The 18,742-nt window shown below is 38.1% G+C and carries 18 protein-coding genes; 3 read left to right on the top strand and 15 right to left on the bottom strand.

Annotation, left to right across the window (positions count from 1 at the left end; genetic code table 11):
- Positions 1-23: 23 nt before the first annotated feature.
- The 14 genes from murD to MY533_RS03860 all read right to left on the bottom strand — a co-directional run bounded on the left by murD (position 24) and on the right by MY533_RS03860 (position 14,605).
- Positions 24-1,373, bottom strand: a complete 1,350-nt coding sequence (gene murD, locus MY533_RS03925) for a UDP-N-acetylmuramoyl-L-alanine--D-glutamate ligase (protein WP_248718103.1) — start codon at positions 1,371-1,373, stop codon at positions 24-26.
- On the bottom strand, positions 1,370-2,344 hold the full coding sequence (mraY, locus tag MY533_RS03920; RefSeq protein ID WP_132357555.1) for a phospho-N-acetylmuramoyl-pentapeptide-transferase: 975 nt from the start codon (positions 2,342-2,344) through the stop codon (positions 1,370-1,372). Before mraY ends, murD begins: the two co-directional genes overlap by 4 nt.
- 125 nt (positions 2,345-2,469) lie before the next feature.
- The gene (locus MY533_RS03915) at positions 2,470-4,386 is read right to left on the bottom strand and encodes a stage V sporulation protein D (RefSeq protein WP_248718102.1); all 1,917 of its coding nucleotides are present in this window, start codon (positions 4,384-4,386) and stop codon (positions 2,470-2,472) included.
- A 58-nt stretch (positions 4,387-4,444) separates the two neighbouring features.
- On the bottom strand, positions 4,445-6,655 hold the full coding sequence (locus tag MY533_RS03910; RefSeq protein WP_248718101.1) for a penicillin-binding protein: 2,211 nt from the start codon (positions 6,653-6,655) through the stop codon (positions 4,445-4,447).
- Entirely contained in the window at positions 6,652-7,020 is a 369-nt protein-coding gene (locus MY533_RS03905; protein WP_132357561.1) for a cell division protein FtsL, read from the bottom strand. Before MY533_RS03905 ends, MY533_RS03910 begins: the two co-directional genes overlap by 4 nt.
- Complete coding sequence (gene rsmH, locus MY533_RS03900) at positions 7,021-7,971, bottom strand: 16S rRNA (cytosine(1402)-N(4))-methyltransferase RsmH (protein ID WP_132357563.1); 951 nt, start codon at positions 7,969-7,971, stop codon at positions 7,021-7,023.
- Positions 7,972-8,007: 36 nt separating this feature from the next.
- Entirely contained in the window at positions 8,008-8,439 is a 432-nt protein-coding gene (gene mraZ / locus MY533_RS03895; RefSeq protein ID WP_142507556.1) for a division/cell wall cluster transcriptional repressor MraZ, read from the bottom strand.
- Positions 8,440-8,692: 253 nt separating this feature from the next.
- Positions 8,693-10,309, bottom strand: coding sequence for a bacillithiol biosynthesis cysteine-adding enzyme BshC (bshC, locus tag MY533_RS03890; protein WP_248718100.1), 1,617 nt, complete (start codon positions 10,307-10,309; stop codon positions 8,693-8,695).
- Positions 10,310-10,583: 274 nt separating this feature from the next.
- Positions 10,584-10,979 (bottom strand): DUF3397 domain-containing protein, encoded by a 396-nt coding sequence (locus MY533_RS03885; RefSeq protein ID WP_132357569.1) that lies wholly within the window; start codon positions 10,977-10,979, stop codon positions 10,584-10,586.
- Positions 10,976-11,878, bottom strand: a complete 903-nt coding sequence (locus MY533_RS03880; RefSeq protein ID WP_248718099.1) for a ketopantoate reductase family protein — start codon at positions 11,876-11,878, stop codon at positions 10,976-10,978. The genes MY533_RS03885 and MY533_RS03880 overlap by 4 nt, the downstream gene beginning before the upstream one ends.
- A 576-nt stretch (positions 11,879-12,454) precedes the next feature.
- Complete coding sequence (locus tag MY533_RS03875; protein ID WP_132357574.1) at positions 12,455-12,832, bottom strand: transcriptional regulator; 378 nt, start codon at positions 12,830-12,832, stop codon at positions 12,455-12,457.
- Positions 12,833-12,942: 110 nt separating this feature from the next.
- Entirely contained in the window at positions 12,943-13,710 is a 768-nt protein-coding gene (locus tag MY533_RS03870) for an enoyl-CoA hydratase/isomerase family protein (protein WP_132357576.1), read from the bottom strand.
- Positions 13,711-13,873: 163 nt separating this feature from the next.
- Positions 13,874-14,047 carry a 50S ribosomal protein L32 gene (rpmF, locus tag MY533_RS03865; protein ID WP_010858320.1) on the bottom strand — a complete coding sequence of 58 codons (174 nt, stop codon included), beginning with the start codon at positions 14,045-14,047 and terminating at the stop codon, positions 13,874-13,876.
- Positions 14,048-14,071: 24 nt separating this feature from the next.
- On the bottom strand, positions 14,072-14,605 hold the full coding sequence (locus MY533_RS03860) for a YceD family protein (RefSeq protein WP_248718098.1): 534 nt from the start codon (positions 14,603-14,605) through the stop codon (positions 14,072-14,074).
- Positions 14,606-14,792: 187 nt separating this feature from the next.
- Between MY533_RS03860 and MY533_RS03855 the strand changes: the two genes are divergently transcribed.
- Both MY533_RS03855 and MY533_RS03850 read left to right on the top strand, forming a co-directional pair.
- A complete protein-coding gene (locus MY533_RS03855) occupies positions 14,793-16,004 on the top strand; it encodes a nucleotidyltransferase (protein ID WP_248718097.1) in 1,212 nt (403 codons plus the stop codon).
- Positions 16,005-16,045: 41 nt separating this feature from the next.
- Positions 16,046-16,372: a hypothetical protein gene (locus MY533_RS03850; RefSeq protein ID WP_248718096.1), complete on the top strand. Its 327-nt coding sequence runs from the start codon at positions 16,046-16,048 to the stop codon at positions 16,370-16,372.
- Between the two features lie 253 nt (positions 16,373-16,625).
- On the opposite strand, the gene MY533_RS03845 is transcribed toward MY533_RS03850, so the two are convergent.
- Entirely contained in the window at positions 16,626-17,672 is a 1,047-nt protein-coding gene (locus MY533_RS03845; protein WP_248718095.1) for a SepM family pheromone-processing serine protease, read from the bottom strand.
- Between the two features lie 118 nt (positions 17,673-17,790).
- Between MY533_RS03845 and MY533_RS03840 the strand changes: the two genes are divergently transcribed.
- On the top strand, positions 17,791-18,690 hold the full coding sequence (locus MY533_RS03840; RefSeq protein WP_248718094.1) for a hypothetical protein: 900 nt from the start codon (positions 17,791-17,793) through the stop codon (positions 18,688-18,690).
- Positions 18,691-18,742 lie beyond the last annotated feature (52 nt).

The raw sequence follows: 18,742 nt of genomic DNA, 5'->3' as shown, positions 1-18,742 counted from the left end.
ATTCTAAAATAATTACAGGCTCATTACAGCTTCATTACAGCATCAATAAAAACATCGCCTCGTATTTCAAAGCTGTCATATTGATCCCAACTTGCACATGCTGGAGATAATAGAATAACATCGCCTTCTGCTGACAGCGGCGCCGCGTAATGTACTGCATCCTCAACATTTTGGGCAATGACAGTATGTTGTACACCACATGACTTTGCAAATTCTACAAAGCGTAGTCCTGTTTCTCCAAAGGCAACAACACCCTTTACATGGCTCATACATGGACGTAATTCTTCAAACGAATGTCCTCGATCTAAGCCACCTGCCAATAAAATAACAGGTGCTTGGAATGCATCTAAAGCACTTTTTGTTGCTAAGCAGTTTGTTGCTTTTGAGTCATTATAAATCTTGCGGCCGTTCCATTCGCGCACGAACTGAGTACGGTGACGAACTCCCCCAAACTTCGCTAAAACTTCTTCCATTTTAGCTTTGTCACAGCCGACTAAAATACAAGCTGCGACAGCCGCTAAAATATTTTCTAAGTTATGCTTACCAGGCAAAGCGATATTTGCTCGATCTAGATAAGGCTCACCTTGCCAGTAAATTGTTGTATCATCCGCACTAATTCCTTCATCCGTACGTCCCTTAGAACTAAAAGGTACCTTTTTAGCTTTTGATTGTGTTGCATAGCCAACAACGATCGGCTGATCAGCATTATAGATAAAATAATCGCTTTCATCTTGATTACGTGTAACACCAAACTTTGCCTCTGCATAATTGTCAAACGTCCCATGATAATCAAGATGAGCATCATAAAGATTTGTTAATATAGCAATTTTTGGCTTAAAAGTTTTAGTGCCCATTAATTGGAAAGATGATAACTCTGTAACGATTACATTATCCTTTTGTGCTTCTCTTGCAACACCACATGCAACTGTCCCTATATTCCCTGCAATTAACGGTTGTAAACCACCGTTATTCAACATGTCGAAAATTACTGTTGTCGTTGTTGTTTTACCGTTTGATCCTGTAATACCGATAAACGGCGCTTCACTAATTAAATAGGCAAGCTCAATTTCTGTCCATACGGGGATTCCACGGTTTAATGCATCTGCTACTATTTTGTTACTATAAGGAATCCCTGGATTTTTCACTAATAATTCAAAGCCTTCATCGAGTAAATCCTCAGGATGACGACCACAAATAACCGTGATTCCCTTTTGCAATAAACCTTGCGCATCTGGGCTTTCATCAAATGGTTTAGAATCATTGACCGTCACAAAGGCGCCAAGCTCATGTAAAATCTCAGCTGCAGCCACACCACTTTTAGCTAGACCTAAAACAAGGACTTTTTTATGTTGTAAATCTGAAAAGTTTCTCATAAGAACGCCTCCGATAAAACTGCAATCAATGCTACTGCTAAAGCAGTTGACCAAAAGACAAGTACTACCTTCCATTCTGACCAACCTGATAATTCAAAATGATGATGAATAGGACTCATTTTAAAAATACGTTTTTTACGAAGTTTGAAGCTACCTACCTGTAAAATAACGGATAATGTTTCAATAACGAATACCAATCCAATTAATAACAGTAGGAATTCTGCTTTTTCTAACACAGAGACCATGGCTAAAGCTCCACCTAATGCTAACGAACCCGTATCCCCCATAAATACCTTTGCAGGATTCGCATTAAAAAGTAAAAATCCTAATAACGCACCTGTTACCGCAAATGTAAATAAGGCGATGTCAGCTTGATCTTGGAACAGAGCAATAACACCAAATGCTGCAAAGGCAATAGATGCAGTACCTGCCACAAGTCCATCTAATCCGTCTGTTAAATTCACTGCATTCGAGAAGCCCACTAACCAGAAAATTAAAAAGGCTACATAGAAAATACCAAGATCGATCGTCCAATCTGTAAATGGTATAGCAAGTGTTGTATCAAACGATCCTACATGTAGTAAGAAATAGGCCAAAATTGCAATGACAATTTGACCAATAAGCTTTTGAAGTGATGTTAGTCCTAAATTACGTTTAAAAACAACCTTTAAGCTATCATCAAACAAGCCGATTAACCCAAACCCTATTAATACTAATAACAGTACGACGGTTTGTGTTGTAAATAAATCTAAAAAGCTACCTACACCAACAGTAGTGAGGATAATGGCAAGTAAGAAAATAATGCCACCCATTGTTGGTGTACCAGCTTTTTTCATATGGGATTGTGGTCCCTCTTCACGAATACTTTGACCGAACTTTAATCGGCGAAGAAGTGGAATACTAATTGGTGCCAGGATAACTGTTACTATAAAAGCAATAGCTAAAATGGTAAGTGTTGTTGCGAGTTTCATTGAAAAATCTCCTTTAAATCTTGTTTCACTTTCTTCTTGAAGAAAAAAGCACAAACTTTCATGTATTTATTACTACCCTTCATTATAATAGTGGTTCTTTCCCATTTTTTAAAGGTAAAGTTATATTAGTTCTCTAAATAAAGATGAATGGTGCCATCTTGTTTAATAACACTATCCACTTCAGGCAGTTGATTGCCAATTTTACTACCTTCTCCATGCCATTCAATACGGAATGGATAATGTTGCTTGGCAATATCGTCCTTCGTTTGACCAATAAAACTTGGTACCTTCACAGTAATTGGGTCACCCCAACGATAATCCTTTTCAAGCTGTTCCTTCGATTTTTCAATGCCAACAAAAGGTGCTACGTCTTCAATAATCTGTCCAACGATTGGAGCTGCGATCACACCGCCAAACTGTGTTCCCTTTTTCGGGTTATCTACTGCTACATAAACGACAATTTGTGGATTATCCGCAGGTGCGAAGCCAATAAATGATACGATATATTCACCATCTTTATAACGCCCATTTTCCACCTTTTGTGCTGTACCTGTTTTGCCACCAATCCGTAATCCATCTCGGTAAGCTTGACGTCCTGAGCCTTTTGCTACAACAGATTCTAATGCACCTCGTACCTTTGCAGACGTTTCCTCACGAATAACCTGTTTTTTAACTTCCGGTTTAGTCTGTTCTATAACTTCTCCAGTATTAGGATTCATAATTTTCTTCACTACATATGGCGTATAAAGCTTGCCCCCATTTACTGCTGCGGCTACTGCTTGCACTTGCTGAATGGGTGTTACGGCAACACCTTGGCCAAATGAAGTTGTGGCCTGCTCAACAGGTCCAAAAGCATCTTTGGAAAATAAAATCCCTGAAGCTTCGCCAGCGATGTTAGAACCTGTTTTTTTGCCAAAACCAAAATCTTTAACATATTGTAGTAGTTTTTCATTACCTATTCGTTGACCTAATTCAATAAAGCCAGGGTTACAAGAATTTTCTACAACTTCAAGGAAGGTTTCAGAGCCATGACCTTCACGCTTCCAACAGCGCAATCTTGCTCCTGCAACCATTGAATAGCCTGGATCATAAAAAGTATCCTTCTCTAAATCCACTACATTTTCTTCTAAAGCAGCACTAAGCGTTATAATTTTGAACGTTGACCCTGGCTCATAAGTCATCCAAACTGGTAAATTCCGATTGTAGATAGCAGGCTCTACCGTTTGATATGCTGCCGGATCGAAGGTTGGATATGAGGATAACGCTAAAATCTCGCCAGTATTTGGATTCATGGCAATCGCCATCGCTTGGTCAGCATCATAGCGCTCCATTGCCTGTGACAGTTCACGCTCGACGACCTGTTGTACATCTACGTCTACCGTTAGCTCGATCGTTGCACCATCTTCACCAGCCTTCCAAGCGCTCTTTACGTTCGGTAAATTATTCCCTTTCGCATCTGTAAAGATCCGTATTGCAGAAGAATTAGCCTTTAACAACTTATCATATTCATATTCAATTCCTGCTAAACCTTGAGCATCATAACCTGTGAAGCCTAAAAAACGAGATAGTAAGGTGCCGTATGGATAATCCCTTGTATAATCGACACCGCTATATAATCCCTCAATCTGCATACCTTGTAATTCCACTGCTTTTTCATACGAAATATTTTTTCCTTCAGGTGCCAGCTTTACTAAGTAGGCTTTTTTCTTCATTTTTTCCAACAGCTTTTGTTCATCTACTCCCAAAACTTGTGCAATTTTCGCTGCTGCTCCTTCAATATCCTTACTTTGCGAAGGCATGAAATACAAAGTTGGCGCAAGCTTATTTGTGACAATATTTTTCCCCTTACGGTCAGTAATATGCCCTCGCTCATTGGCAAAAGGAATTTCTCGGTCCCAATTCTCTTCGGCTTTCTTTGTCAGATCTTTTTGATCTAATACTTGTAAGAAGACAAGCCTAATAACAACCGCAACAGCTACAAACATAAACAATACGTATAAAATACGCAATCGCTTTTTCGAATGGATAGAAATCCACTTCATTCGACATCACACCTTGTTTTTTACAACGTATGAAATAAAGTGGGCTTCTATTCAGGGTTTATTCAGTTGTTTCACCCTCGGGTGGGGTCTCTACATCTTGCTTAAAGCTTTCAGCTGGCGTTTTCAGCTTCACGACAATCGGTGAACTATCTGAAATTACTGTCCCTGCCGAAACGCTCTGACTAGCTACAAAGCCCTCTCCGACTACTTCGATTTCTAAATTTGCCATCGTCTTAAAAGCAAGTACATTACGCAAAGACCAATTAGTGAAATCTGGCAAAGTTATATTACCCTCAGTCTTTAAAAATACAAAATTACCTTTTACTAGTTTTTGAGGACCTTTTGGATATTGGTCAATAATTTTACCGCCACTACCAACAATAACAGGCTTTAAACCATCGTTCGCAAGCTCTACTTGTACAGCCTCAGCACTTTGACCTGTGTAATCTTGTATTTTTGTCTCGTCAACATGCTTTACATCTTCTGGATTCACATTTAAATACTTTAAGCTATTTAACATAACTGGATTAAATATTTTTGAAACTGGTATAGAACCAAGTTCACCCTGCTTTAACTTTGGTCTTTTTACAGAGACATACATAACGAGCTGTGGGTTATCTACAGGAGCCATCCCTAAGAAAGAATACAGATACTCGTTTTTGAAATATTTACCCTTACCATCTGGCTTAGGAATTTGAGCAGTACCTGTTTTCCCAGCTACATCGTACTCTTCAAGTATATAATCCTTTGCCGTACCATCCTTAGCTGTTAGCGTAGATGCAAGGATTTCTTTTACTTGTTTTGCCGTGTCGGCTGAAACTGGTTTTCCCTTGACAATCGGCTCATGCTTTTTAATCGTTTTTCCGGTCGAAGGGTCCACGATACGATCTATCACATACGGTTGCATCATTTTCCCGTCATTCGCAATCGCTGTCAATGCTTGTATTAACTGAATTGGCGTCACCGTAGAACCTTGACCAAACGTTGTTGTCACTCGTTCTACTGGATATTTCGATAAAAGTGTACCTGATGCTTCATTTGGTAAATCAATGCCTGTTTTCTTACCAAACCCAAATCGGTCTAAATAATCAAAAAACACATCGTTACCAATAAGCTTTAATAAGTATGCCATTGCAGTATTAGATGAACGTTGGAAGCCTTCTAAATAAGTAATCGGACCCCAACCTCTACCATCGTTATGGTCTTTAATTTCTCGATCAAGAACTCTATATTTACCTGACATATATTTTGCATTTGGTTGCCATGTACCTGTATCAATAGCCGAGGCGAGCGTGAATGTTTTCATCGTCGAACCTGGTTCAATAGTCTCTTCAATAGCCTCGTTTAGCCATTTCATATTATTACCTTCACGTGTATCAGGGTTAAACGTAGGTCGCTGTGACATCGCTAGGATTTTACCAGTTTTCGGATCTGCCACAATAGCTGTCATCGCTTCAGGGTTATATTCCTTCTCAACCGCTGTCATCGCTTCCTCTAAAAAGCTTTGAATTGTTTTATCTAATGTTAAATAAATGTCATCACCATTTTTCGCAGGTGTCACCATTTTTTCACTACTCGGTAATAAATAATGGAAAGCATCTGTCTCATATTCAACCTTACCGTCTTTTCCAGTTAGCTCTTTGTTATAGGTAAGCTCAAGACCCATCTTTCCTTTTGTCGTAAACGTAGTATCCTTATTTTCCTCTCGGACAGTGAAACCAATTAAGTGAGAGGCAAAGATACCATTTGGATAATAACGTTTTAAATCGTTGATAAATACAATCCCTGGTAATTTCTCCGCTTTGATTTTACTCATAGTATCATGACTTATCCCACGGCCTGCACTTCCAAATTCAACTTGATAAGGCTTTTTGCCCTTATTATTTACCCTAGTAAGCTGTTTATAGATTTTCTCTTCGTCCATAGGAATATATTCTGCTAATATTTTTGCAGTTTTTTCAGCATCTACTACATGGCGAGGTTTTTTTTCATCCGTCGTGGCTTGTTCATTGACGACGGCGATTAGTCGATAACTAAGTGTATCTTCCGCGATGACTTGTCCATTTGTATCGTAAATTTTCCCACGGCTTGCTGATATTGCACTTTCTTTGCTATATTTCGCAGCTGCTCTTGCTGCAAGCTCTTGTCCTTCCACTTCACCTGTCACCTGTAACATAAACATTCTTGAGAACAATAGAAAAAAGAGCCCTCCATAAAAAATTAATAATAGAAAGGCTCCCCATTGGAATCGAAATCTCTTTTTTTTCATTCTCCCGGCACTACCTTTACATTTTTCTCATTTTGAGTTAAACCGAGTTCTTTAGCTTTTTTCCATATGTTATCGTATGTAGAAAGTTCACTCACACGAACTGTCAAGTCAACATTCTGTTTAGCAATCTCTTCTGCTTCAGTTTCGATTTTTTGAATGTCCATGCTTGTCGTTTGAATTGCTGCTTGCTTGTTCAAAACGAGTACCGATAATACAGCAACAATGCTAACTAAAACAATTAGCATTGTTTTTTCAAACTTCTGGTTCGTTTTTTTACGACGGATAATAGTGGGTTGTGGACTAGGGGGTGTTATCGGTTGTTGCACTTGTTGTTGCTGGTGCTGCCTTACACGAACTGCTGCCATTTACTCACGCCCTTTGTCGTTAATTTTCTCAACCACTCTAAGCTTTGCTGAACGAGCACGATTGTTTACTGCCAATTCTTCATCAGAAGGAAGAGTCGGCTTTCTCGTAATAAGCTTTAAAGTTGGCTTCATGTCATCTGGAATCACTGGCAAATTCGGTGGTAATTCCGGTAATGATGACGCTTCCTTAAAAATAGTCTTGCATAGGCGGTCCTCCAATGAATGGAACGTAATGACACTAATGCGTCCACCTACGTTTATCATATCAATCGCATCGACTAACGAATCCTCTGCCGCGCCTAGCTCATCGTTAACAGCAATTCGTATTGCTTGGAATATGCGCTTCGCTGGATGTCCACCTTTACGGCGAGCCGCTGCTGGAATACCCTCTTTAATAAGTTCTACAAGTTGGCCGGTTGTTTCAATCGGTGCCACCTTACGTGCTTCTTCGATTTTACGAGCAACTTGCTTGGAAAATTTCTCTTCTCCATAACGGAAAAATATACGTACTAAATCTTCATATGCCCATTCATTCACAACATGAAATGCTGTAAGTGTTGCTGTTTGATCCATGCGCATATCTAGAGGTGCATCATGGTGATAACTAAAGCCACGTTCTGGTGTATCTAGCTGTGGTGAAGATACGCCTAAATCATATAAAACACCATCAACTTGCTCAATACCAAGCGCTAATAGCTCTTCTTTTAAATAGCGGAAATTCGAATGAACAAATGTCACACGCTCAATATATGGCGCCAATCGAATTTTTGCATTGTTAATAGCTGTCATATCTTGATCGAAGCAAATTAAACGCCCTTTTTCAGATAATTGTTGTACTAAATATTCACTGTGTCCTGCTCCACCTAACGTACAGTCCACATATACACCATCAGGATCGATGTTCAACCCATCAACAGTTTCTTTTAATAACACGGTTGTATGATCGAACATACCACTCGCTCCCTTCGGGCCTTAACTAAATAAATTTTAAAAATCAAAGCCAATCATATTTTCTGCAATTTCATTAAAGGATTGTTCCGACTCACTAAAGTAAGCTTCCCAAGCATCTTTCGCCCATATTTCAATTCGATTCGAAACGCCTAACACGATACATTCTTTCACAAGATGTGCATGCTGCATAAGAGTTGAAGGAATATTTATGCGCCCCTGCTTGTCTATTTCTACCTCCGTTGCTCCAGAAAAGAAAAACCTTGCAAAAGCACGTGTATCCTTTTTGGTCATCGGTAAGTCCTTTAATTTTTCTTCGAGTTTTCGCCATTCATTCATAGGATAGCCAAATAAACAATTATCAAGTCCGCGCGTCACAACAAATGTTTCACCTAAGGCGTCACGAAATTTTGCGGGCACGATTAATCGTCCTTTCGCATCAACAGAGTGTTGATATTCTCCCATGAACATGCTATTCACCCCACTTTATTAAATAATGTACCACATCCCCCCACTTTCCACCACTTTTTTTAAAAAAAACTTGACATTTTAACACTTAATACGTGAATAGACCTTTAACAACATTTCGAACCCATGATAAATGACACAAAAAAAGAGCTACCCTTAGTAGGATAGCTCTCCATTTACTATTTATGTCGTCATCATTCATCAAGTTAATATTGTATTAAACTGTTAATTGGGTATAAAGTTACAAATATTAGGATTATAAATAAATTAAATAGTGGTGTTTGCCAATGCTATAATTTTGTTTCAGCATTTCAGTAATTAGCATAGGTCCAAACTCATTAAAATATTGATAAGGATTATAAGTTCTTTCCTGGAATCCTTCATTCGGATACAACTCATTTTGTAGCGTCATAAATTTTCGAATTGTCGTTTCATGCTTGTTAAGGACTGTTTGTTCAACCTTTTGCTGTAAATACTCAAATTGCTTTAGATGATTCTCTTTATTTTTCACAAGAATTTTATCTAGTAATAGTTGTTGCTCTTCTAAATAAAGTTGAAGGGCCTCATACTTTTCTAAAAGTTCTTGTTGCATCGCCTGAATTTGATGCTTCGCTTCAGCATCCTGTATTTCAGCAATAAACTGTTCTTTAAGCTGTACCGCTTTTCCACCCCAAACATCGGCAACATTTAAACGATATTCACGTAAAAGTTGTTCTACATGTCTTGTGACAATCGTGATATGAAGACGCGGAGCAAAAATCGGCATTTGTAAGCCTAATACCGTAAACGCATCTTTCAATGTCGCCCAGTACGCAAGCTCCCCTGGTCCACCAACAAACGCAAGCACAGGCAATGTCATTTCCTGCATTAGCGGACGAGTCACAACGTTATTACTTAATTGCTCAGGATGTTTTTCGGCAATTTCTAAAACTTCTTCACGCGATAGCTTGATATTTGCAGCTAGATTTACAAATTGCTGATTTTTTCGTTCTAAAAGATGGCGCTCCCCATTTTCTACATAAAATAAATTGGCCGCCTCATTTGATGCCAAAATAGGATTGCCATAGCCTGCACGTTCAAGCTCCGCTTCTTTTTCTGTCACCACTCTAGCAATTTCTTCATTTTTATGAATGATGCGGGTAAATTTATCACGCTCATATTGGCGGAATTTAAAGTCCGCTGCATCAATCATCAATAAACCTTCATCTTTAAACAATTGATTCATAAGTTGCGCAAAGAAGTCCGTAAATGTTTCACACTCATTAAGAGTTTCCACTAATTGTTTCACAAGCATTTCAGTGAATGCTGTTTCGCCCATATCCTTCGCAATCGTATTGATTAATTGTGTCATTGATTCTTTGTTTATACTTGTTTCAGAAGCCATCGTTTTGCGTCTTGAACGTTCACCGTAAACACGTTTTTTAATACCTTCACCACATACTGTATACGTGTGGTTAATTTCCTCTAAATCATGATCTTCACCAGCTATCCAAAAAATAGGAACAACCGGTCGCTGAAGTTTTGCACTTTGCTCTTTCGCTAATGCAATGACCGAAATCGCTTTATGCACTGAGTAAAGAGGGCCTGTTAAGATACCCGCTTGTTGCCCACCGACAACTGCAACAGCCCCTTGCTCTAGTTGCTGCAAATGTTCATTCGCTTTCTTCGATAATCCGAGCGGCTCCATAAATTGACGTATGATGGCTGTTAATTCTTTTTGATCATATGCATGCTGATCTAAATATTGCGCTCGTTTTTCAAAAGATTTATCGTTGTATGCGTATTCAAAAAACTCATGGATAGCAGTATTCGACGACCAATAATCTGCTAGCAAACGATTTTTTATGGGTACTTGGATTGACTCCAGTTTCATTTAACACAAACTCCTCTACTCACTAAATCATCTTCTTACTCTTCATAAGCAAACTTGTAATAAAATAAATCCCTTTTAATACTACTAAGCAATTTGAACGGTTTATCAAATCGACAAACTCCAACAAATATTCAAAAAACGGTATACGATTTTTGTTAGATACTCAAACGTTGTCGTACAAGGAATTTTATTTAATTTATTTGCAATATAGAGTTATTACAATCTTTAATGCTATTATTTTAACGCTTATGGCATCAACATCAAAAGAAAATGCTTAGACAGCTTGTAAATATTCAATAACAGATTGAATAACACCTACTATACAAAGAACAATATATGCTGTACTTAACACTAAAAATTGAAAGCGCCAAATTTTCCTAAGAAGCGATTTCACTTCAATTTCCTTTTTCGTCCGCCAATCAATATATGTAAAAATCATCGCCATCATTATCGCAAACGTTACTAATAGCGCACTAACATCGACATTCCACAGCACACCAATTGCTAGTGGTACTGAAAAAAACAAACACACTGTTGTCACGTCAGATGCGACTCCAAAAGCATGAGTGCCTCGAATTTTAACCTTTCGACTAATTAAATAGACAATCACAAAAAGGAGGATTGGACAAAAAATAATGACACTTATTACTATATGTAAAAAATCTTTCAACGTCTTTCACCGCTCTCCTCTATCGCAAGTACTTGGTAGTATAAAGTGCGTAAAGTAGGCAAATTATGACCTTTCGCTAGAGCTTTTTCTAAAATTACCCCTACAATCGTGTCAATTTCACTTTTTTTCCCACATAACCGATCCGCTAGCATAGATGATGTATTGCTCGCTGTTATTTCACATAACTCTATCACTTTGGAAAAAGGGATAGCTTGTTCTATGCCTTCAAAAGCATCCGTTAATTCTTGATAGATAGTTTGCATCAATAAAAACGCTTGCTTATTCGTTACTAACTCTCCATTCCTCACTTGCAATATAGCCGTTAATGGGTTAATCAAGCAGTTAAATACCGCTTTCTCAAATAACATTTGTTCAGCATTAGCAACCAACTCAAACGGATACAAGGAATTATTCAATTGTAGCAAATTGTTAAACGCATCACCGTTTCCTCGCTCTATCGCCATTTTACAAACACCCACACCCCTATGTTGTACGGTTGCCCGATCTATCATTTGAGCACCAAAAGATACAGAGCAAAAGGCAATATTTTTTTGCGGCAAACGAAGAGCTTCATCAAAATGCGCTAAACCATTTTGCATAAACAACAACGAAACTGTACTTGGTAACGCAGATAATTGTCCGTAAAGCTCTTGTAATTGACCATACTTAACAGCAATTACAATTAAATCTTGCTGTGATAACTCCATTAAGTTCGTAGTTGAAGCAACTTTTTGTTCAGTTTTCGTTCCATCAACATTCACTCGTGTTAAATACTTCGCATTAAGTTCATCTATCTGTTCCTGCCTTCTTGAAACCAACGTTACAGACATACCAGACTCAGCTAAAAAGCTTGCCGTTAACAGACCTACAGCACCTGCACCTATAATCGCTACATCCACAACTCATTACACCTCCCACATTTACAATGGACGATCTAACATAAGAGAACGCCCTCCTAAACAGTTCTACTGCAATTACATTATAGCCGCTACCGACCATCAATCAATTTTACCTCGATATAATGGATGCTGTCGCTTCGCTTTCGCACAGAAAACATATGTAACCGACTCTTTGCTTTCTCACAGATAAATGCCACAGGACGTGGCGTTCTTAGCTGAGTTCTTCTATTTTGTGACACATGCACCTGTCGTTCGTTTCCGGCACAAAAGACAACCACTGACAAGTTAAATGATCCTTATCGTCCCTTTCTACAGAAGGAGGTGCCTTAGAATGATTTCTAAGGCACCTCCTATGCAGGTTCTTTTATTATACAGGATTGACTAAGTGTTTACGATAATATAAAAAGTGAAACTTAATCAGTCGTTATTGCTCACTAATCATCAACCTTCACTTATTGAATCAGACCGTTAATGAGGGATAAATATTTTTTGAAACACAGCATTATGTTTTCACAAGTTTACATTTTTTCTAAGTACTTACTCTACAGCACGTTTAACTTTTGGCAGCATCCTTATTTAATCTTTCATTAAAGAATACCCTTGCTGCAACCATTTCACTAGTTTATCATGCTCATTTTGTAATTCACGGTGCCTTACTTCAAGACTTTGATAGGCTTCTGTTAATTCATCAAAACTTGTTAATGCCAGTTTCAAATGACTTCTCATCGATTGTTGCGGCTGATTTCGGACAGCTAGTAGTGACTGACTATATTGACTACGTAATGTTTTATTCCAACGGAAACCACAAGCTTGTTTTGTACGACCTAGTTCAGCAGCAGCCAATTCAAAAGCTTCTAGCTGTGTTTTGCCATTTTGCACATTATGCAACACAATTTCTGCTAATCTTTCATCGTCTTCCTTTGTCCATTGATCTTTTCTTTTTTTCAATTCCATAATCTATCACCCTCGCATTTTTTACTACTATATGCGTGAACGAGCAAAATAGAATCATCGAATTAAAAAAGACAGTGATTATGTTTTGTTATAATCACTGCCGTTATACATTATTTATTGTTTTTCTTTGTTAGGAAATTAGCAACTGCCTCGTGATGAGCTTCACTTTCCCACAATTTCGCACATGTACGAACTTCCTCCATAACGCGTTCATACATATTACGCTCACGCCATTTACGAAGCTCAATTTCTTTATAAGCCTTATGAACAGAAGGATGAATTTTACGCATATGTTCGATAAAATTATTCAATGCCGCTTCTTTTGAACCTTCAAAAACGCGCATTGCCCAACCAATCTCATATAGTAATTCTGCTGAATATGGCTTCGCATCGACTAGCATCTTCATCGCACGATCATGGCGTAATCCTCGTTCGAATAAGTATGTACCGCCTCCCCAGCCACTCGTAATTGCTAATGTCCCCTGTATAAAACCGCACTTCGCATGACTTGCCACTAGACGAAAATCGCAAGCTGTTGCAATTTCACAACCTCCACCAACCGCTGTTCCGTTAATCAACGCAATTGTTGGCACAGGCAACGTTGCAAGCTCGTATAGTATTTCGCCCATCTTACTTAACATCCCAAACGCTTCATCCTCCGTTTCGAGCGTATGGAATTCAGATAAGTCGCCTCCCGAGCAAAATGATTTATCCCCTACTCCCGTAACGACTAAAAAACGAACATCATCATGATTTCGAATATATGTAATGACTTCTTGTAGTCCATCCATAACCTCATCATTTACCGCATTCCGTTTTTCTTCTCGATTAATCGTAAACGTCATAATACCTTCTTTGTTATCAATTATGTAAGCCATACTATTTCCCCCTTTGTCCCGATGGATAAATTGTATCATACAATTATTATAGTACTATATATCTTTTCGTTATTGCCGGAAAATTCCGTCTCTTCAAACCAACAAAAAGGCTAGTAAAGAGCCATGGTCTCTCTACTAGCCTTTTAAGTGAGCAAACACTGTATTATTTGCTTACTACTTCTTTACCTTTGTATTGTCCGCAAGCTTTGCAAACACGGTGTGATAATTTAGCTTCACCACAGTTTGGGCAAGCTACCATACCAGGTACAGATAATTTGAAATGCGTACGACGCTTTCTTTTTGCAGTTTTAGAAGTTCTTCTAAATGGTACAGCCATTGATGGCACCTCCTTACAGATCGTCTATTCGTCTGTTTGATCAAAATACTTAGCTAAATTAGCAAGTCTTGGATCCACTTTTTGTTCGTCAGCTTTTTTGTGTAGTTCAACGTCTTCATCCGTCGCGTAAGACCAATTTTTTCCGCCATGCACTTGCCCTTCGGAATTTTCCTTGAACACTTGCATAGGTACTTCAAGAAGCACTAACTCCTCAATAACCGGCTTCATGTCGATTACTTCACCATTAATATAGTGAATATCTCCGTCATCTTCCCCTCGTTTTTCCTCGTCAATCCAGCTGAAAATTTCAACTGTCTGAACTTCGATAGGAAACTCAACATCTTCCCAAGTGCGTGCACATGGTAATGTTAACGTCGCTGTCACAGTTAGCTGACATGTCATTTGCGATGCACCGAAAGTACATAGCCCTTTTACATGAACGGGCGAAATTGCTCGAATATCCTGGTTTCGCTCCATCACCTCGTCCAGTTGGACATAGGCATCGATTGGCATCCCGTTTTGGCGGTATTTAGATAATTGATGAATTGACCATTTCATTCGTTTAATCACCTCGAGACAACACTGTTGATTATATAATGTGTAAAAATAGATGTCAAGATAATTTCTTGTCACCACAATAAAACCCACCTATAATTAAATATTATAAAAACTATATTTGCTCCAAACCGTTCTATATTCTAAGTAAGAACGAGAAGCAAATGACATTGGTAAAGGGGGCTTAAATTTGCAAGCAGTCGGAATAGTTGTTGAATACAATCCTTTTCACAACGGACACGCCTATCATTTGGAGCAGGCAAAAAAAGTAGCACAAGCGGATATTGCCATTGCAGTCATGAGTGGAGATTTTTTGCAGCGTGGTGAACCAGCCATGGTTGATAAATGGACACGTACAAAAATGGCTCTTGCAGGTGGTGTTGATATTGTCATTGAACTACCCTACGTTTATAGTACCGCACCTGCAACTGATTTCGCAAAAGGAGCAATTTCCTTACTATCTGCAATTGGTTGCGATTCTTTTGCCTTTGGAAGCGAAGACGGTTCCATTCAACCCTTTATGAATACGTTTCAGCTCATTAATAATCACCGCGCTGACTATAACACTCTTATTAAAGAAAGCCTTAAAACGGGTGCAAGCTATCCCAAAAGCCTACATTACGCCTATGAACAGCTTTCTCAAAAATTCCCTGCAGCATACATTGATTTGGGACAACCAAACAATATACTTGGTTTTCATTATATTGAGGCTGCCACAACTCTAGGTAGTAACATTAAACCTTTAACAATCCCTCGCATTGTTGCAGGCTACCACGACGCTTTGCAAGAAGGGGCATCCATAGCTAGTGCCACAGGAATACGTAAGGCTCTAGCAACAACCAACACGCTTCAAAGTGTGGAAGATTTTCTCCCTAAAGCATCGTTTGATTATTTAGCGGATTGGTACAAAAAACATGGTGAATTTGCAAGTTGGGAAGCTTTTTGGCCATTGTTACAGTTTACGCTTATTCGTCACACACCTCACGAACTTACGCGCTATGCAGAAGTAACAGAAGGCATTGAAAACGCTCTAATTAAAGCAGCGAAAACAAGTCATTCATTCAGTAGCTTTATGGAGAAAATTAAATCAAAACGCTATACTTGGACGCGACTTCAACGCATGCTCACACACATTTATACTGGGTTTACAAAGGAACAGTTGCAAAGCTTTGACGCCCCATCTAGCATACGTTTACTTGGTATGAGCACGAAGGGACAACGATATTTAGGCATGTATAAAAAAGATATACCTTTACCTTTAATCAGTCGTGTAGCTGCTATGGATGATGCTATGCTTACTGTAGATATACATGCAGCAGAGGTATACAATTTAAGTATAGAACAAGGAACAAAAGGACAAAGTCTTCCTAAAGATTATCAAACACCGCCGATTCGTTTTTAAGAAATGAAAAACCACAAGAAATTTCTTCTGGAGGTATGGCTTTGAAGTATTCTTTATTTTGTTATTATTTTTTGATCATTTTCTTGTTAATAGGATGCAATTCTTCATCTTCTTGGGCATTTCAATTCGTAAAGTACAATAATACACATTACATGATGACTGAAGAAGTTTTAGAAAATAACCAACTTGGTGAAAAATTAGGCGAAGTAAAATACGACCTCAACAAAGAGCAAGACAGTAAAGAATTGTCTTCAAATATTTATCCAGTTGGAACAAAAATTTATGCTATTAACAACATAGATACTTCAAAAGCGATTGCCGTAGTTAATGAAGAAGGAGAAATAATAAAACTTGTAGCAGAGAATTAAGTTAAATTTTTAAACATCAAGGTAAACAAAAAAGCCGGTTACTCAATTAATTTTGAGCACGGGCTTTTTATCATTTTTTTCCATAGCGTAAGTAAGCGATTAGAGGAACGCAGGCTAGGAGCTACTCCCTGTAATACACCTTCGTGCTGTCGCTGTTGCTAGACAAACCTCTTTAATTGCCCAAGCGTCTCATTAGACACTCCCAGGAAAGAACCCAGCAGCAACGGAAACTAACCATCGTTACAGTAAAAACCTATTTCGGCTGTAACTGTTTTAAATATGCGATTGCATCATCCACAGTTTTAACCGGAACTATTTTCATTTTTGTTCCAATTTCTTTCGCAGTCTTTACTGCTGTAGCATAATTAGATTCCAGTTCAGGATATTTAGCTTTCATTTCTGGCGTAATTTCATCATCTGGTGCAAAAAAGATTTCCATACCATCACGATCAGCGGCAATGACTTTATAGTCTATTCCACCAATTCTTCCAACAGAGCCATCTACCAGCATTTCACCTGTCCCCGCAATAGCATATCCTTTTGTTAAATCTTCTTCGAGAAGTTGGTCTAAAATTTCTAAGGTAAACATTAGCCCAGCAGACGGACCTCCAATATCCTCCGTTTTCATAGACACACTTGGATTTGTTTCAATAGATTTACTTTCAGTATAAGTAATACCTAATCCTGCCCTTTTCTCTTCTGATTTAGGGATTTCCTTTAATGTAATTGTTACCTCTTGTTCTTTTGTATTACGATTAAATTTAATTGTCACCTTATCTCCAAGTTGCTTTGGCTTTAAAAGATCTACAAGCATTTGTTGATTTTTAATTTTTTGTCCATCAACCTCAATAATTTCATCTCCAGCTTTTAATACATTATCCGAAGCACCGCCATCTAGGACATTTAATACAAAAACACCATTAAAAATAATTTTTGTTTGGAGACCAGCCCTCTGAAAAGCTACATACTTGGCATTAAATTGAGAATCAGACATTAATTTAAACTGTCGAACATTATATTCCTCTTCATCCTCCAATGGATTTCGAACTTGCTCAATATCCATTAGTTTTTGATATTTTTGAGTTTTCGCCCATAAATATGAAAAAGGCGTTGCTTGCTGCATAGCCACCGTCATTAAGCTCATTGATCCTTTATCATCGGTGTGACTATTTTCAACGTTAACGAATTTACTGACATCGTAAGCACTTCCCGGCTTCATGATATAAGCGTCTAGTCGGTATAACATTAAAAAACAAATGACGACTATTAACACTGCATAAATACTAATTTTTTTCTTCAAAGAAAAACACCTCCTAGGACGCTCGCAAAACCATACGTTCATGTTTTTGCCTTTTTTACATATATTGATTTTAGCATTTGCCTATGTGAATGACAAAAAGTTGAAACGAGATGATAACATGTATGCGATAATTCAAATAGCGATTTGCATAGTTCTTATTCTATTACTCTTGTTATTCCCACAAACTGCTCATAACGGTACTGATTTAGGTTTAAACCTTTTTATGGAGGCCCTTTTCCCGTATTTATTACCTTACTTAATTTTAACGCAATGGCTTCTTCGTTTAACAGCTCCTATGCGAACTAAAACAAAAAGAGCTTCTTTATACGTACAAGCCTATATTATTAGCGCACTCGGAGGGTATCCATCTGGAGCAACAACGATTGTTTACTTAAAAAACAGTGGGCAACTACATCCAAAAGAAGCAAATTTTTTATTAGCCGTATGTCACGCACCTAGTCCTCTTTTCGTACTAGGCTTTGTAAGCCTTGATTTATTACACAGTAATACGTTCGGATGGATGTTTTTATGTTTACTACATAGTTTTAATATTTGCTGTTTACTAACTGGTTATTTCTTATTTCGTAAAACGGATCCTCCTAGCATCTCCATACACAATACACCTTTGCATACAGCACCATTTTCTGAAAGTATTAAAGAAACAGCACCGACAATACTATTAGTTGGCACTACAATAATTTTTTTCACTACCATCCAGACGATCGTCCAGCAAGGCTTAGATTCACTGCTACCTAAACTTCCCTATACAGCCGAGCTTTCCATAGCAGCCATTCTTGAAGTTACAAATGGACTTAAAATGACCGTCTCAGCATTTCCAGATCTCCCATATTTACCATTACTAGTTGTTATGTTGTTAACTATGCAAAGTATAAGCATTCATTTACAAATTTTCGTCATTGCGAAATCAGCCAAGCTTTCTGTTCGACCATATATAAAATTCCGCCTACTTAGCATAATCATTGTACCCACTATTTATGCTCTTTTTTTCTTAAAATAAATAATCGTTTTTTAGAGTAAAGATAAGGTTTAGGAGTAAAGACTGGACGAGT

Origin of the sequence: Lysinibacillus sp. Ag94 (assembly GCF_023242215.1) — a bacterium.
Taxonomy (GTDB): domain Bacteria; phylum Bacillota; class Bacilli; order Bacillales_A; family Planococcaceae; genus Lysinibacillus.
Note: the sequence above shows the minus strand (reverse complement) of the source record. Positions and strands in the feature narration are given on the sequence as shown.

Bases quoted from the DNA above. Each gene is read 5' to 3' on its own strand.
- murD (WP_248718103.1), bottom strand. From the start codon at position 1,373: ATGAGAAACTTTTCAGATTTACAACATAAAAAAGTCCTTGTTTTAGGT.
- mraY (WP_132357555.1), bottom strand. From the start codon at position 2,344: ATGAAACTCGCAACAACACTTACCATTTTAGCTATTGCTTTTATAGTA.
- MY533_RS03915 (WP_248718102.1), bottom strand. From the start codon at position 4,386: ATGAAGTGGATTTCTATCCATTCGAAAAAGCGATTGCGTATTTTATAC.
- MY533_RS03910 (WP_248718101.1), bottom strand. From the start codon at position 6,655: ATGAAAAAAAAGAGATTTCGATTCCAATGGGGAGCCTTTCTATTATTA.
- MY533_RS03905 (WP_132357561.1), bottom strand. From the start codon at position 7,020: ATGGCAGCAGTTCGTGTAAGGCAGCACCAGCAACAACAAGTGCAACAA.
- rsmH (WP_132357563.1), bottom strand. From the start codon at position 7,971: ATGTTCGATCATACAACCGTGTTATTAAAAGAAACTGTTGATGGGTTG.
- mraZ (WP_142507556.1), bottom strand. From the start codon at position 8,439: ATGTTCATGGGAGAATATCAACACTCTGTTGATGCGAAAGGACGATTA.
- bshC (WP_248718100.1), bottom strand. From the start codon at position 10,309: ATGAAACTGGAGTCAATCCAAGTACCCATAAAAAATCGTTTGCTAGCA.
- MY533_RS03875 (WP_132357574.1), bottom strand. From the start codon at position 12,832: ATGGAATTGAAAAAAAGAAAAGATCAATGGACAAAGGAAGACGATGAA.
- MY533_RS03870 (WP_132357576.1), bottom strand. From the start codon at position 13,710: ATGGCTTACATAATTGATAACAAAGAAGGTATTATGACGTTTACGATT.
- rpmF (WP_010858320.1), bottom strand. From the start codon at position 14,047: ATGGCTGTACCATTTAGAAGAACTTCTAAAACTGCAAAAAGAAAGCGT.
- MY533_RS03860 (WP_248718098.1), bottom strand. From the start codon at position 14,605: ATGAAATGGTCAATTCATCAATTATCTAAATACCGCCAAAACGGGATG.
- MY533_RS03840 (WP_248718094.1), top strand. From the start codon at position 17,791: ATGTATGCGATAATTCAAATAGCGATTTGCATAGTTCTTATTCTATTA.